17 protein-coding genes are annotated in these 15,429 nt (G+C 45.0%); 12 read left to right on the top strand and 5 right to left on the bottom strand.

Features of this window, described 5'->3' with window-relative positions; genetic code table 11:
* Positions 1 to 23: 23 nt before the first annotated feature.
* Positions 24 to 1,319 carry a gephyrin-like molybdotransferase Glp gene (gene glp, locus GQ367_RS02770; RefSeq protein WP_215291279.1) on the top strand — a complete coding sequence of 432 codons (1,296 nt, stop codon included), beginning with the start codon at positions 24 to 26 and terminating at the stop codon, positions 1,317 to 1,319.
* Between the two features lie 146 nt (positions 1,320 to 1,465).
* Positions 1,466 to 1,783, top strand: a complete 318-nt coding sequence (locus tag GQ367_RS02765) for a hypothetical protein (protein ID WP_215291277.1) — start codon at positions 1,466 to 1,468, stop codon at positions 1,781 to 1,783.
* A 49-nt stretch (positions 1,784 to 1,832) separates the two neighbouring features.
* On the opposite strand, the gene GQ367_RS02760 is transcribed toward GQ367_RS02765, so the two are convergent.
* Positions 1,833 to 2,813, bottom strand: coding sequence for a D-glycerate dehydrogenase (locus tag GQ367_RS02760; RefSeq protein ID WP_215291275.1), 981 nt, complete (start codon positions 2,811 to 2,813; stop codon positions 1,833 to 1,835).
* Between the two features lie 163 nt (positions 2,814 to 2,976).
* Here GQ367_RS02760 and fdxA point away from each other — a divergent pair, with 163 nt between their 5' ends.
* Positions 2,977 to 3,300 carry a ferredoxin FdxA gene (fdxA, locus tag GQ367_RS02755; protein WP_215291273.1) on the top strand — a complete coding sequence of 108 codons (324 nt, stop codon included), beginning with the start codon at positions 2,977 to 2,979 and terminating at the stop codon, positions 3,298 to 3,300.
* Positions 3,301 to 3,321: 21 nt separating this feature from the next.
* Positions 3,322 to 4,365, top strand: a complete 1,044-nt coding sequence (locus GQ367_RS02750; RefSeq protein ID WP_215291271.1) for an NAD(P)/FAD-dependent oxidoreductase — start codon at positions 3,322 to 3,324, stop codon at positions 4,363 to 4,365.
* On the opposite strand, the gene GQ367_RS02745 is transcribed toward GQ367_RS02750, so the two are convergent.
* Complete coding sequence (locus tag GQ367_RS02745) at positions 4,362 to 5,930, bottom strand: iron ABC transporter permease (RefSeq protein WP_251370197.1); 1,569 nt, start codon at positions 5,928 to 5,930, stop codon at positions 4,362 to 4,364. The two genes, GQ367_RS02750 and GQ367_RS02745, sit on opposite strands and share 4 nt — an antisense overlap.
* 18 nt (positions 5,931 to 5,948) lie before the next feature.
* Here GQ367_RS02745 and GQ367_RS02740 point away from each other — a divergent pair, with 18 nt between their 5' ends.
* The 3 genes from GQ367_RS02740 to GQ367_RS02730 are packed head-to-tail and all read left to right on the top strand — an operon-like array spanning position 5,949 to position 8,325.
* Positions 5,949 to 7,025 (top strand): ABC transporter ATP-binding protein, encoded by a 1,077-nt coding sequence (locus tag GQ367_RS02740; protein ID WP_215291267.1) that lies wholly within the window; start codon positions 5,949 to 5,951, stop codon positions 7,023 to 7,025.
* A 12-nt stretch (positions 7,026 to 7,037) separates the two neighbouring features.
* Positions 7,038 to 7,832, top strand: coding sequence for a thymidylate synthase (locus GQ367_RS02735; RefSeq protein ID WP_215291265.1), 795 nt, complete (start codon positions 7,038 to 7,040; stop codon positions 7,830 to 7,832).
* Positions 7,833 to 7,845: 13 nt separating this feature from the next.
* Positions 7,846 to 8,325, top strand: a complete 480-nt coding sequence (locus GQ367_RS02730; RefSeq protein WP_371818548.1) for a dihydrofolate reductase — start codon at positions 7,846 to 7,848, stop codon at positions 8,323 to 8,325.
* A 62-nt stretch (positions 8,326 to 8,387) separates the two neighbouring features.
* Here GQ367_RS02730 and pmbA read toward each other — a convergent pair whose 3' ends face one another.
* Positions 8,388 to 9,740 carry a metalloprotease PmbA gene (gene pmbA, locus GQ367_RS02725; RefSeq protein ID WP_215291263.1) on the bottom strand — a complete coding sequence of 451 codons (1,353 nt, stop codon included), beginning with the start codon at positions 9,738 to 9,740 and terminating at the stop codon, positions 8,388 to 8,390.
* Between the two features lie 26 nt (positions 9,741 to 9,766).
* Between pmbA and mog the strand changes: the two genes are divergently transcribed.
* Positions 9,767 to 10,405: a molybdopterin adenylyltransferase gene (mog, locus tag GQ367_RS02720; RefSeq protein ID WP_215291261.1), complete on the top strand. Its 639-nt coding sequence runs from the start codon at positions 9,767 to 9,769 to the stop codon at positions 10,403 to 10,405.
* Between the two features lie 59 nt (positions 10,406 to 10,464).
* On the opposite strand, the gene GQ367_RS02715 is transcribed toward mog, so the two are convergent.
* The gene (locus GQ367_RS02715; RefSeq protein WP_215291864.1) at positions 10,465 to 11,346 is read right to left on the bottom strand and encodes an AEC family transporter; all 882 of its coding nucleotides are present in this window, start codon (positions 11,344 to 11,346) and stop codon (positions 10,465 to 10,467) included.
* Positions 11,347 to 11,400: 54 nt separating this feature from the next.
* Positions 11,401 to 11,985 carry an oligoribonuclease gene (gene orn / locus GQ367_RS02710; RefSeq protein WP_215291259.1) on the bottom strand — a complete coding sequence of 195 codons (585 nt, stop codon included), beginning with the start codon at positions 11,983 to 11,985 and terminating at the stop codon, positions 11,401 to 11,403.
* A 265-nt stretch (positions 11,986 to 12,250) separates the two neighbouring features.
* On the opposite strand from orn, the gene GQ367_RS02705 reads away from it, so the two are divergent.
* The 4 genes from GQ367_RS02705 (at position 12,251) to GQ367_RS02695 (ending at position 15,428) form a co-directional block, all read left to right on the top strand.
* On the top strand, positions 12,251 to 13,039 hold the full coding sequence (locus GQ367_RS02705) for a hypothetical protein (protein WP_215291257.1): 789 nt from the start codon (positions 12,251 to 12,253) through the stop codon (positions 13,037 to 13,039).
* Positions 13,040 to 13,091: 52 nt separating this feature from the next.
* Positions 13,092 to 13,250, top strand: a complete 159-nt coding sequence (locus GQ367_RS08620) for a hypothetical protein (protein ID WP_251370196.1) — start codon at positions 13,092 to 13,094, stop codon at positions 13,248 to 13,250.
* Positions 13,251 to 13,252: 2 nt separating this feature from the next.
* Positions 13,253 to 14,065, top strand: coding sequence for a hypothetical protein (locus GQ367_RS02700; protein WP_251370195.1), 813 nt, complete (start codon positions 13,253 to 13,255; stop codon positions 14,063 to 14,065).
* A 106-nt stretch (positions 14,066 to 14,171) separates the two neighbouring features.
* Positions 14,172 to 15,428, top strand: a complete 1,257-nt coding sequence (locus GQ367_RS02695) for a M48 family metallopeptidase (protein WP_215291255.1) — start codon at positions 14,172 to 14,174, stop codon at positions 15,426 to 15,428.
* Position 15,429 lies beyond the last annotated feature (1 nt).

Genomic DNA, 15,429 nt, shown 5'->3' with positions numbered 1-15,429 from the left:
CAGCTAAAACAATAAATATTTAGATGAGCTCATTACCCACACTTAATTCAGTAGTCACCTGCATGTCTGACTATGACCCAGAATCACTGCGGGTTGAAGTCGCAAAAAAAATCGTTGATGACTTTGTCAGACCAGCTTCATTGGCCCTTGAAACAGAAACAGTCTCCATCTATGACTCATTGGGACGTGTTCTAGCCAATGACATCATCTCCCCGATCAATGTGCCCTCTGCTGATAATTCAGCCATGGATGGCTATGCTTTTAGCGGCGCATCGATTGTTAAAGATGGTGTGACCTCTTTAACGATGATCGGCAAAGGCTTTGCTGGTAATGCATTTGAAGGCGTGGTCACTCAAGGTCAATGCGTTCGCATCATGACAGGTGCCGTGATGCCTGCTGGCTGTGACACCACCATTCCTCAAGAATTAGTCAAAGTTGATGGCGACCAGATTCAGTTTCAATCTTCTGTGATCAGAGCAGGCGATAACCGTCGCTTAAAAGGTGAGGACTTATCGATTGGTCAAGCAGCCTTGTGTGCTGGGAAGATCATCAGACCCTCTGATTTAGGATTGATTGCTTCTTTAGGCATTGGCTCTGTGACAGTCAAGCGCCGCCTCAAGGTTGGATTCTTTTCAACTGGTGATGAGCTTCGCTCGATTGGTCAACCATTGGATGATGGCTGCGTATACGACAGCAACCGCTACACACTCTTTGGTATGTTGAGTCGCTTGAATGTTGAGCTTCATGATCTTGGTGTTGTGAAAGATGATCCAGATGCGATGCGTGCCACCTTCAGCAAAGCGGCAGCAACTTGTGATGCTGTGATCACTTCTGGCGGTGTCTCGGTTGGTGAAGCAGATTACACCAAGCAGATCATGCGCGAACTGGGGGACGTGAGCTTTTGGAAGATTGCCATGCGTCCAGGCAGACCAATGGCTTTCGGTTCAATTCAAGGCGATCAACATCGCGCGGTTTTATTTGGTTTACCGGGCAACCCCGTGGCCGTAATGGTGACCTTCTATCAATTTGTCAGAAATGCTTTATTAGCCATGAGTGGTGCAACTCAAGTAGCGCCACCGATGATGCAAGCAAAAACGGTCGAAGCAATCCGCAAACGACCAGGTCGCACAGAATTCCAACGTGGCATCTTATCTACCGATGCCACCGGCAATAGAACGGTTCGCATCACAGGTGCGCAAGGATCAGGGGTTCTGCGCTCAATGAGTGAAGCAGATTGCTTCATTGTTTTGGCCCACGATCAAGAAAACATCCAAGCGGGCGATACGGTTGGGGTGGTTTTGTTTGAGGGCTTGGTTTAAACAAAACCCATAGTAAAGACTTTGAAGCAAGGGTTTTAAAGCACAAAAAGCTGTGAAGTAGCCTTATTGCAACGCAACATTAATTTAAGATTTGGTATAGAATTGCGTGCAATTCAACCACTATTCACTTTTCACCGAAAAATAAAATGCCAAGCACCAAATACACCAAAAGAGAAATTGTGTATGTCGACCCTCTTCATACGGCCAAGACATTGGTGTTGGTGTATTTGAGTTTTTCAGTACCGATTGTTTTGTTGGCTCTCTTTGTTGCTTTTGTAAGAGATGGTGAATTGCCTGGTTTCACAGTGATTTCAGCATTGATTCTGAATGCTTTGGTTGGCTTTGGTTTGCTGTGGTTAGCATGCAAAGTTTACAACTGGGTGGCTGATAGATTTGGTGGCATCGAGGTGGCTGTTAAAGAAACCACCATCAATGACACCAAAACACCAAGCGCTCAAGATTAATTTTTTAATCTACTTGATTGAAATCTCTTCGATTGAAATCGTTCTAGCTTCAAGCTTTCAATAAATTTGGTGGTGTCTGACCATTCAAACCAGCCAAACAATTTTTGATCGCCAACTGAATCATCGCTCTTCTGGTTTTCTCTGTGGCGCTTGCCATGTGCGGAGCTAACACCACATTCTTCAATGCCAATAGCTCTGGAATCACTTTCGGTTCACCCTCGAACACATCCAAGCCTGCGCCAAAAATTCTATTTTCTTTAAGAGCCTTGGCAAGAGCCAGCTCATCAACAATGCCGCCACGCGCAATGTTCACAAGGGTTGCAGTCGGCTTCATTAAATTCAATTCTTTTTCACCAAAGAGATGATGGTTTTCTGGGGTGTAAGGCATGACCAAAATAATGTGGTCAGATTGCTTGAGCAAAGTCTCACGATCAACATAAGTTGCACCGCATTCTTTTTCTAAATCTTCAGACAAACGTGAACGATTAAAGTAAGTCACATTCATATTGAAACCGCGTGCGCGTTTGGCAATTGCTTGACCAATGCGACCCATGCCCATGATGCCCAAAGTCGAGTGATGAATGTCCATGGATAGTGGCGCATCACAAATTGAGAACTTAGCCCAATGCCCGGCTCTTAACCATTGCTCACTTTCAGTGACGCGACGCGCTGTTGCCATCATCAAAGTAAAACCAAAATCAGCTGTGGTGTCTGTCAACACATCTGGTGTATTGGTGGCCATCACATTGGCCGCTTTGAATGCTGGCATGTCTAAGTTGTTGTAACCGACTGCAATATTTGAAACAATTTTTAAATTTGGAGAAGCTTTCAGAATGTCTGCATCAACGCGCTCACCGCCTGACACAATCGCTGCATCCTTATCGGCCAAAGCAGCTTTCAAATCAGCCGCATTCCAAAGATGGTCTTCTTGATTAGATTGAACGATGGCCACCTTCTCTAATTCAGCCAAAAGATCTGGAAAAATGGCGCGTGCCACCAAAATCTTCGGTTTTTGTGCATTTTGTGACATATTTGTCTCCTATTTTTATACGTTTTATTGATTTTCTTTATTGTATGTCATTGATTTAAATCACATAGAAATGACGATGACACGCCTAAGAATAAGGCTATCTGCAATATTTTTCCCCGTCTAAGATAAAATATCGGTTTTCATCTTCTTTGAGATTGATGCCATGACTTATGTTGTAACTGAAGCCTGTATTCGTTGTAAGTACACCGATTGCGTTGATGTTTGCCCAGTGGATTGTTTCCGTGAGGGTCCTAACTTCTTAGTCATTGATCCTGATGAGTGTATCGATTGCGCAGTCTGCGTTCCAGAATGTCCAGTCAATGCCATTTATGCCGAAGATGATGTACCAGGCGATCAACAAGCTTATATCAAGCTCAATCTTGAACTTGCAGCTAAATGGCCATCGATCACAAAGTCAAAAGAAGGTTTGGCTGATGCCGATGACTGGAAAGATAAGAAAAACAAATTAAGCGAGTTAGTTCGCTAAAGTACTTTTTAGAAAGATCCTGTGTCAGATAAACAAGCAACGATTGAAACAGATGCAATTGTTATCGGCGCAGGACCGGTTGGTCTTTATCAAGTATTTCAGTTAGGCCTATTGGGCATCAAAGCTCATTTGATTGATGCCCTGCCTCAGGCCGGTGGTCAGTGTGTTGAACTCTACGCTGACAAACCTATTTACGATATTCCTGGAATTCCTTTTTGCACTGGTCAAGAATTGATTGATCGCTTGCAAGAGCAAATCAAAGTTCTACAAACACCCGCCCACTTCAATCAAGAAGTCACTCTGGTACAAAAACGCGCCGATGGTCGTTTTGATGTGCAAACATCTCAAGAAACATTCATCAGTAAGGTCATCATTGTTTCTGCAGGTGTGGGTGCATTCAAAGCACGCAAATTAGCATTGCCTGGCATCGATGCACATGAAGACACCCAAGTATTTTATAAATTCAAGCAAGCCAAGCAATTTGCCCAGCAAGATGTTGTGATCAATGGCGGGGAAACTGCTGCCCTAGAGGCCGCTGTTGCATTAGCTGGAACTGCTAAAAGCGTCACCTTGGTTCATAGACGCGATGTTTTTAAAGCTGATGAATCCTTGATTCAGCGCTTTCAAACATTGTGCGCCGAAGGCTTGATCAAGGTTCAAGTAGGACAGGTCACCAACTTCAAAGCAAGTGATGAAAAAATAATCAGCCTAGAAGTCGCAGACTTTGATGGGCAAACGCATCACCTGTCTTTAGATGCCCTTCTTCCTTTACTTGGTATATCACCAAAGTTAGGACCCATTGCTGATTGGGGCATCGATTTAGAAAATAAACAGGTATTGGTAGACACAGAAAAATTTCAAAGCAGCACTGCTGGTATTTTTGCGGTGGGCGATATCAACACATACCCTGGAAAAAAGAAATTAATTGTTTGTGGTTTTCATGAAGCAACCTTGGCTGCTTATGGATGCGCTGCTCACATTTACCCAGGACAAGTAATACACCTGCAATACACAACCACATCACCCAAACTTCATGAAATTCTTGGCGTCACGCCACAAGCTTAGTCTTTAGACATTGCTCTCGATAGAATGATCACCGGCAGAAGACCTGCCAACACAATCGTCAAAGCCGGCCAAGCTGCTTCAGCCAAACGCTCATCAGATGCTAACTGATAAGTCACAACAGCCAAGGTGTCAAAGTTAAATGGTCGCAACACCAAAGTTGCCGGCAACTCTTTCATCACATCGACAAATACAAGCAAGCCCGCTGTTAATAAACTGCGGCGCAACAGTGGTAAATGAATTTTTCTCAATAACTCCCAGCGGCCAGATCCTAAACTCATGGCACTGGCATCCATGCTCGGCGTGATTTTGCTCAAGCCAGCTTCAACTGTTTGCAAACTGGAAGATAAAAAGCGAGTCAAATACGCATAAACCAAAACCACCACCGACCCAGAAATCAACCAAGCAATATCAAGCTGCCCCAACAAGACCAAAATACCAACGGCTAAAACAGCTCCAGGCACGGCATACCCTAAGCTGACCATGCGATTCACCATTTGTTGCAATCCACCCTTAGCAAGTCTTGCGCTGTAAGCCAACCAAACGGCAATCACAACAGCACAAATCGCAGTGAGCGTGGACAAGGTGATGGTATTACCCAACCAATTCCAATAACGTTCGTTCAAACTCTCGCCACTTGAAAGTGCTAAATACGCCATGATGATGACTGGCAAAATAAAACCAAACAACAAAGGCAATAAACACGCCAAACTTGCCCAAGCAGCCAATTTTCCTTGCAGACGCCAAGGTTTGATTTGCCTAAAGCGTTGGCCACTGGCAGCAAAGCGCATTTTTCGACGACTGGCATGTTCTAACAGTAGCAGTAAAAAAATGATGCCCAACAAGGCTGCAGATAATTGCACGGCTGCCATGCGATCACCCATGCTCAACCAAGCTCTGTAGATACCAGTGGTCATGGTTTGCACACCGAAGTAAGACATGGCACCGTAATCAGCCACTGCTTCCATCAATGCCAAAGCAACACCTGCCATGGTGGCTGGTCTTGCCATCGGTAAAGCGACTTGCCAAAAAGCTCCCCAAGGTCCAGCACCCAGTGTTCGCGCTGCTTCAATTAAACGAGGGCTGCGCTCTAAAAAAGCTGTGCGGCATAAAAGATAAACATATGGGTACAAGGCCAAGCTCAACACACAAATGGCGCCCCACAGAGATCTTGGCTCAGGGAACCAAGGCAATCGATCAACGCCCAACAAGTCTCTTAACAATGTTTGAATAGGGCCTGAGAATTGGAAGAAATCAGTGTAGGCATAAGCCATCACGTAAGTTGGCATCGCCAGAGGCAAAATCAAGGCCCATTCGAAGATTCTTTTACCCGGAAACTCACAGGTGGCCACCAACCAGGCTGTGATGATGCCCATACTGGCAACCCCAACGGTCACCCCTAAAGCCAGCACCAAGGTGGTCCAGGCATACCCTGGCAAGACTGTGCTTAAAAGGTGTGCAAGCACGTCACCACTGCTGGACTGAGGGCTCAGCAGCGCGGCAAAAATCCCCAATATTGGCAAAGCCAATACCAAAGATAAGAGTATGGGTGTTATTCGTGGTCGCAAGATGGGATAATTATAAGAATGATTATCGATACGCAACCAATTCATTTAAATATTGAGGCCATTGATGTGGGTTATCCAGGTGAGAAATCTGGTAGCTGGAACCATGTCGTACAAGGCTTGAGCATGCATTTGGATCATGGCAAGATTGGCTGCTTACTTGGGCCTTCAGGGTGCGGTAAATCCACAGTTTTAAGAGCAATTTGTGGTTTTGAGCCCATCCAAAATGGCACGATCACACTTGATAAGCAAATTGTTAGCTCAAAAGACTTCTCAATCGCCCCAGAAAAAAGGCGAGTTGGCGTGGTTTTTCAAGACTACGCCCTGTTTCCTCACCTAACCAATGCTCAGAACGTGGCCTTTGGTCTAAGAGATTTAAGCCAAAAAGAAGCCTTGCACAAAGCAGAGGAATGGCTAGAGCGTGTTGGTCTAAATAATGTTGGATATCGCTATCCACATGAACTGTCCGGTGGTCAACAGCAACGTGTGGCTTTGGCTCGTGCCATGGCCCCAGAACCAGAGTTATTACTTTTGGATGAACCATTCTCCAATTTAGATGTGGATTTGCGTGAGCGCTTGGCAGGAGAAGTCCGAGACATTCTCAAAGCCAACGGCACAACAGCGTTGTTGGTCACGCATGATCAATTTGAAGCTTTTGCAATTGCCGATGATGTGGGCGTGATGGTCGATGGTCGCCTAGTCCAATGGGACAGCGCCTACAACCTCTATCACCGCCCTGCCACTCGTTTTGTGGCTGACTTTGTGGGTTACGGCGTCTTTGTGCCTGGGGTTACCAAACCAGGTCCTTCAGTAGAAATTGAATTGGGCTTGCTACCACTCCCTCAAGCAAGCTACGGCTTGCCGAATGAAGAAGTGGATGTGCTTCTGCGTGCCGACGACATTGTTCACGATGATGACAGCCCGCTTCAAGCCGAAGTGATCACCAAAGCCTTTCGTGGTGGAGACTTTTTGTACACAGTTGAACTTGACTCTGGACAACGCCTGCTGACCATGGTCCCAAGTCACCATAATCATGCGATTGGCGAAAAAATCGGCATTAAATTAGTGGCCGATCACGTGGTTACTTTTAGCAAGTAGTAGAATTCTGATATGCAGCAATATCTAGATCTCATGAGCCATGTTTTGGCTAAAGGAACCCACAAATCAGACCGCACTGGCACGGGCACTGTTTCAGTATTCGGCCATCAAATGCGTTTTGATTTGCAAGAGGGATTTCCTGTTGTAACGACTAAAAAGTTACACCTCAAATCAATCATCATTGAACTGCTTTGGTTTTTGCAAGGCAGCACCAACAACAACTGGTTAAAAGAACGTGGTGTGAGTATTTGGGATGAGTGGGCCAAAGAAGATGGCGAACTCGGTCCAATTTATGGCTATCAGTGGCGTTCATGGCCAGCACCAAATGGCGAACACGTTGATCAAATCAGTCAGTTGATGGATCAGATTAAAAATAACCCTGATTCACGTCGTTTAATTGTTTCAGCTTGGAACGTTGCTGAAATCCCTCGCATGGCTTTACCACCTTGCCATGCTTTCTTTCAGTTTTATGTGGCTGACGGTAAGTTATCTTGTCAGCTCTATCAGCGCAGCGCCGATATTTTCTTGGGCGTGCCTTTTAATATTGCCAGCTATGCCTTGTTGACGCACATGATTGCTCAGCAAGCAGGCTTAACGCCCGGTGAATTTATTTGGACAGGTGGCGATTGCCATTTGTACTCGAATCACATGGAACAAGTGAATCTTCAGTTATCGCGTCAACCATTGCCTTTGCCAAAATTAAACATTCGACGCAAACCTGCTTCTATTTTTGACTACGAATACGAAGACTTTGAGCTCGTTGGTTATCAACACCACGACCCCATCAAAGCTCCTGTAGCCATTTAATCAAAGGATTGTTGTGGAATTAGCCATCATTGTTGCGCGCGCCAAAAATGGCGTGATCGGTGTGAACAACACACTGCCTTGGCATTTACCAGAAGATCTCAAGCACTTTAAAAATACCACCTTGGGTTGCCCCATCATCATGGGTCGCAACACTTGGGTATCCTTGGGTCGCCCATTGCCTGGCAGACGCAATATTGTTGTGAGCCGCAATCCAGAATTCAAAGCCGAAGGTGCAGAAACATTCACATCTTTAGAGGATGCGATTGATGCCTGCTCTGGTGTTGAGAAAGCCTTCATCATCGGTGGCGCACAAATTTATGATGAAGCGTTGATGTATGTCGATAAACTCATCATCACTGAAGTGGATATCGAGATTGATGGCGATGCATTTTTCCCTGATGTCGACGACATGCTCTGGGAAGAGGTCTCAAGAGAAGAACACAACAATGGCACTTTGACGTACGCCTTTGTGACTTACACCAGCAAGCTTTAAGAATTCACTCAAGAAGTCAGTCAGCTTGCTTAGTTAAATTTAGCAAGCAATTGATTGCTGAATTAACGACCACCCACCGTCATATTTTCAATCAGTATTGAGCCAGTCTCTTTGGTGCCACGCACCAAAGTATCTGCACCAATAGCGACGATTTGCTTGAACATGTCTTTGAGGTTGCCGGCAATCGTGATTTCCTCAACGGGATGAACGATCACACCATTCTCAACCCAATATCCAAAAGCACCGCGTGAGTAATCACCGTTCACATAGTTAACACCCTGACCCATCAAATCAGTGACCAATAAACCAGTGCCCATTTTCTTCAACATGGCTGGTAAGTCATCAGATGCTTTTGTTAAGCGGCTTTTGAATTGCAGTTGATGAGAACCACCTGCATTACCAGTGGTTTGCATGCCCAACTTTCTGGCAGAGTAAGTAGACAAGAAGTATCCCTGCACAGCACCTGCATCAATCACTTTGCGCGAACGTGTTCTAACGCCCTCTTCATCAAATGGTGCACTGCCTGTTAAACGAGGAATGTGTGGCTCTTCTAATAGATCAATGTGTTTAGGAAAAATGGTTTTACCCAAGCTGTCTTGCAAGAAGCTGGACTTTCTGTATAAAGCTCCTCCAGACGTGGCCTGCACGTAAGCACCCACCAAACCAACTGCTAATGGTGCCTCAAATAAAACTGGGCAATTTCTGGTCGAGATCGAGCGTGCACCCAATCTTGCCAAAGCTCTTTTGGCAGCATAAGCCCCAACGTCCCCTGGTTTGGCCATATCTTCTGGAGCACGAGCCGTTGTGTGCCAATCATCACGCTGCATGGCAGCGCCTTTTTTGCTTGTTGCACTGGCGATAGGAGTGCAGGCAATGTAATGACGAGAGATGGCATAGCCACCCATGAAACCATTGCTCGTACCCAACATGAAATGTGACTGCTGTGCAGACACAGTAGCACCATCACTGTTGGTGATATTTTTACTCACAGCAAAAGCACCACGCTCAGCATCTCTGGCAATTTCTACAGCCTGGGCAGTATTGATGTTCCAAGGATGGTAAAGATCCAAATCTTTGGGATTTTTTTCTAGTAGATCGGCTTCAGCCAATCCAGCACAATCATCTTCGGCCGTGTGCTGCGCAATGTGAAAAGCGGCTCGAACACTGGCCTTGAGAGATTCTTTTGAAAAATCACTGGTACCAGCATTGCCGCGTCTTTGACCAATGAACACCGTGACACCAGCTTGCTTATCAAGATTTTGTTCAATGGTTTCGATATTGCCTTTGCGCACCGAGACCGATAAGCCACTACCCTCAGAAAGCTCTGCGGCGGCATCTGTAGCCCCCAAAGCCTTGGCTTCAGCCAATAAATAAGAGACTAATTCTTGTAATTGTGTGGGTGAATGTGAAAACATTCCGCAATCATAGCTAGAATTGACGTATGAGTGCAAAAAATACCAATACTAAAAATACAAAACGCCAACATCCAGATGAAATTTGGATTGGCTTGATTTCAATTTCAGACCGTGCCAGCAGCGGGGTTTATCAAGATGAAGGCATTCCAGCCCTTGAATCTTGGTTTGCTAAAGCCCTGACCTCCCCTTGGCACATGGAGTCTCGCTTGATTCCTGATGAAAAAGAATTGATTTCTAAAACGATCAAAGAACTCGTGGATGAGGTTGGTTGCGACTTGGTTTTAACTACTGGAGGCACAGGGCCTTCTAGAAGAGATGTGACGCCCGAGGCAACGTTGGCAGTTGCGAGTAGAGAGATGCCAGGCTTTGCCGAACAAATGCGCCAAATCAGCCTTAAATTCGTTCCTACAGCCATTTTGTCTAGGCAGGTCGTCGCCCTTCGAGAAATCGAGAACCATGCAGCTTTGATCATCAATCTACCGGGACAACCAAAAGCAATTCAAGAAACCTTGGAAGGCTTGAAGGATGCCGATGGCAAATCAATCGTTCCAGGTATTTTTGCAGCCGTGCCTTACTGCATTGATTTGATCGGCGGCCCTTATGTAGAGACCAATGAAACTGTGATCAAAGCATTCCGCCCTAAATCAGCAATCAGAGCAAAATAATTTAACGCAGTAAGCAAATTTGACTTGGCTTGAGCTTCTTGCTTCTTGCTTCTTGCTTCTTATCTCAAGCCAAGGTACAAGCCGATAGGCACGAAGATCATGGCTGATAAGTTGCCGAGCAAAACAATCGAGGCAACAAGTTCAGGATCTTGTTTGTTGCGATCAGCCACCAAGAAATTCAAAACCGCTGGCGGCAAACTAGCAAATACAAACAAAAGCCCTCTTTGAAGATCAGTCATTTCAACAAAGGGTGCAATGATCAATGCGACAGTCAAACCCACAATTGGACAAATCGCAGCGCCTAAGAATCCTTCACGCCAATGCTTCAGATTGGCATCCTTCATGCGCACACCCAAAGAGAACAACATCAAGGGCACTGTGGCATCACCCAATAATTTGATTGATTGATACAAAGGCTCTGGCAAGGTGTAAAGATGTTTGGTGCTCGAAAGGAAGACACCCAGTATGGTGGCGATCACCATCGGATTTGCAAAAACACCTTTCACTGATGCTCTAGGGTTCACCAGCTTGACTCCTAAAGTGAAGTGCATCAGATTAGAAATCGCAAACAATGCCACAGCCGGAGCAAGTCCAGCGCTACCAAAAGCAAACACGGCCAAAGGTAAACCCATGTTGCCGCAGTTATTGAACATCATCGGAGGCACAAATGTTTTAGGATCCATGCCAGATATCTTGGCAATCGGCCAGGCCAAAATGCCTGAACCTAAAACCACAGCAACACCACACAGCAACAAGCTCCACTGATCTAATAATTCAAAGTCTTTGCTCACAAACGCAGAAACAACTAAGAGTGGTGCAATCACATCCAGCGTTGCGCGATTGATGCCTGACATATCAGGGTGAGCTTTGCGACCATACAACCAACCCACCAAAATGATCAACACCACTGGCGTGATGATGGCGGCGATTCTTAAAAACATATTGGCGTCTTGAGCGAGCATGGTTTTCTTTTATTGAATTGTTTTTATGGCTTATTAGTTACCCTCAACGATTGGCTCATCACCAACGGTTGGAATGAATAGCTTTTCTCTGTAATAGCGCAACTCTTCTACTGATTCAATGATGTCAGCCAAGGCAGTGTGCGCTTGTTGCTTTGAGAAGCCTTTAGCGATTTCAGGTTGCCAGCGCTTACATAATTCTTTAATTGTTGAAACATCGATGTTTCGATAATGAAAATAAGCCTCCAACTTAGGCATGTAGCGATTCATGAAGCGACGATCTTGATGAATGGTATTACCGCACATCGGAGAAATACTTGATTTCACATGTTGCTTTAAAAACGCCAAGCACTCTGCTTCAACATCGGCTTCAGTCAAGGTAGACGCCTTCACTTTATCAATCAAACCAGATTTACCATGAGTGCCTTTGTTCCAAGCATCCATGCGATCCAAAACAGCATCCTCTTGGTGAACCACCAAAACAGGTCCTTCAGCAACAATGTTCAAATCCCCGTCTGTCACGATCATGGCAATTTCTAAAATATGGTCTGTTTCTGGCTGAAGACCCGACATCTCCATATCTACCCACACCAAGCGATCGTTTTTTCTGGTTGTGCTCATTTGTCTTTACTGATTCCTGTTATTTGTACTGCGGATCATTACTGTCAATCATTTGATTTTATTGAGTTTCATGAGATTTCATGCAAAACAAGAATATCTCTCAATAAAACAGTATTTTGGTGATTATTACACCTGTGGGGCGATTGTCCCATTTTAAGAATTCCAAGGATTAACTCAGTGATCAATACCAGGCATTCACCTCAGAGCTAATGGTGTATTTCGCTCGCTATGCTTTAATTTGCCCAACAAAATCACGCTTAATTTCATGAAAATTAAATATATCAAAACTGCTTGTCTTGGTCTATGCGCCAGCCTCTCCTTCGCAGTAAATGCTCAAAGCAAAGACAGCACCAACCCAATTGCACCTATCACCAATGAGTGGAAATTCTCCCTGACACCTTATGCATGGTTACCAGGCATAAGCACTGAAGCCCCACTTCCAGAAACAAATTCATCTTCAGACATAACGGCAGGTGACGTTCTTAAGCATCTATCTGGTGCCGCGATGATTTCTGGGCAAGCTCGTTATGGTAACTGGGGGTTTCTCGCAGATGCGGCACATGCAGAGTTAACTGATGAACATGTGCGAGGCCAGGGAGTCCTATCTAACTCTTCAACAGCTACCATCAAATTAACAACCTTCACTGGCGCAGTTTCTTATAACGTGTTGCATGAGCCGCAATTATCTATAGATACCTTGGCAGGCATTAGAACAGTGAATGTCAAAGCGGATTGGCACATTGATTTTCAAGCAACTGATCGAGATGGCATATCCCTATCTAAAAGAGCGCGCGCAACAGATCCTGTCATCGGCATTAAAGGTCGCTCAAGAATTCAAGCAACAGACTGGTACACACCCTTTTATTTCGATATGGGAGGTCAAGAGGGTAAGACTGACATGACATGGCAAGCACTGATTGGCATTGGAAAAGCCTACCCTTGGGGAGATGTGATGCTTGGCTATCGCGCCCTCTATTACGATATGAAAGCAGGCGAGCCTTTACAAAAAACTAAACTGGGTGGCTTTAGCTTTGGCGTAGGCTTTAATTTTTAGAAAAATAACTTAGTTGCCAGAAGTTAAAATACTTCATCACGAGTATTTCTGATTGTTACTTCAACCAATGACTTTGCGCCATCACAGCCTCATCCTTGCTAGCTTAAAAGCCCTCATCATCTGTGGAGCAGCGCATGCTTGCTTTGCTGGCGCACAAACTGTTTTGAGCTTTACCGAAGATTTACAGAAAAAAGCCAACTCAATGATGTGATCATGGGCTACTCTTTGACGCCTGACGTCACCACGGGCTCTCTGTCCATCACAGATAAAGCAACCAACAATCCTGCCTTAAAAATGATTTCTTTTGGTGGTGGCGACAGAATCAGTGAACAAGTACCGCTTTACTTGGAAGGTACCGTTGCAATCAATCGATACGACCCATCTTTTAATGCTGGCACTGCTGAGTCACCAACCCTACTCCCCGTTCGTTGGAACAGCGTTTCTGGAACAGGTGGCATTGGCTGGGACTTTAATGTCACGAAAGAATTGCGTTTCCGCCCGATATTCAATGTAACACTCGGTCATCTAGAAAGTGACGCATCCATCTTTAATCGAGCACTTGAAGATCGAACCGGCAAGAACTTTGATTTTTTAAACAGGGGTCGCATGAATGTGTATGGCGCCGGCGGCTCATTGATGTTGGATTACGAAGACTACAAACCTGAGCGAGAAATCGATTTTGAGGCTCGCTTCACCTATATTCCATTAAACAGTTTCGACAGTTCAGCTGCAGTCAGAGGCCACTCTGACTCCCAAAGCTTAAGTTTGTGGTCTCGCAGTCGAACGCCCACATCGATGAGTTTTTTTGACATCCCGATTCGCCATGTACTTGAATTGGCTCACACCCAATTTTTAGGTGATATGCGTGGATCGCTTGGCTTTAATTCACTGACATCTGTTGGTACGGGCATTGAACTAGATCGACGTGAATCAGAACCAATCCTGACAAGAATTCGCTTGATGTTCCGATTCCAATTTGGTCAAAATGTTAAAGGTACTTCAATCGGCATAGCAGCCAGCTTCTAATGCCAGCAATACCGGTAGGCCCTTTAATACCTGACGTCATAGTTGTGTAAAAATAGCTTCATTATTTAGAATCTTTTAGTAGATTCTCAACATTTTTAGCAAACTCATGACATTCACTTTGATCTTTCTTTTGGGCTTGGCCCTCAGTGTTGCAACTCGTTACTATTTGGCCTCGCGCCATATGCGACACATTGCATTGCATCGCGATGAGGTCCCAGCAGAATTTGCTAGCAAAGTGACACTCACCGATCATCGCAAAGCAGCCGATTACACCATGACCAAATTACGTCTTGGTTTATTTGAAATTGCTTTATCTGTTGCTATTTTGATTGGCTTCACCCTGCTGGGTGGTCTACAACAACTGCACAACTTCACTTTGGATTTATTGGGGCCTGGTGTTCCTCAGCAAATCGCATTATTGATTTCAATCAGCTTGATCACAGGCATCATTGATTTACCATTTTCATGGCACCGTCAGTTCGGCATCGAAGAAAAATTTGGCTTTAATAGAATGACTCCAGGCTTATTCTTCGCAGATATGCTGAAGGGTATTTTGTTGGGTCTTGCCATAGGTCTCCCACTCTTGTGGATTGTTCTAACACTGATGACTGAAGCCGGTCAGTATTGGTGGGTCTGGACTTGGTTTGTATGGGTGGGCTTCAATGCATTGTTATTGTGGTTATTCCCCACTTTCATTGCCCCTCTATTCAATAAATTTAAACCACTCGAAGATGGTCCATTAAAAGATCGCATCGAAGACCTACTCAAGCGTTGTGACTTCACCAGCCAAGGTCTTTTCATCATGGATGGCAGTAAGCGCAGTGCTCATGGCAACGCATACTTCACGGGTATGGGCAAAGCGAAACGAATTGTATTTTTTGATACTTTGATTGAACGTTTGAACCCACAAGAAATTGAAGCGGTCTTAGCTCACGAATTAGGACACTTCAAACGCCAACATATTCGCAAGCGTTTGATTCAGTCATTCGCCTTGAGCTTTTTAGTGCTCGCCTTATTGGGATGGATCTCAACCAAAGCTTGGTTCTACTTGAGCCTCGGAATAACTCCTGATATGAATGGCTATAACGCTGGTTTGGCATTGGCATTGTTCAGCTTGGTCTTGCCTGTATTTGGCTTCTTCTTAACGCCAATCAACAGCATGGGCTCTCGCAAACACGAATATGAGGCTGATGCTTTTGCTGCTGAAAAATCATCCGCCAATGATCTGATCACCGCCTTGGTCAAGTTGTATCAAGACAATGCAGCAACGCTCACACCTGATCCACTGTATTCAAAGTTTTATGATTCTCACCCACCAGCTCCTTTGCGCATTGCTCATTTGCAAAGCATGGCAGTAAGATAGT

The sequence above is a fragment of the Polynucleobacter sp. MWH-CaK5 genome, from assembly GCF_018687615.1.
Taxonomy (GTDB): Bacteria; Pseudomonadota; Gammaproteobacteria; order Burkholderiales; family Burkholderiaceae; genus Polynucleobacter.
Note: the sequence above shows the minus strand (reverse complement) of the source record. Positions and strands in the feature narration are given on the sequence as shown.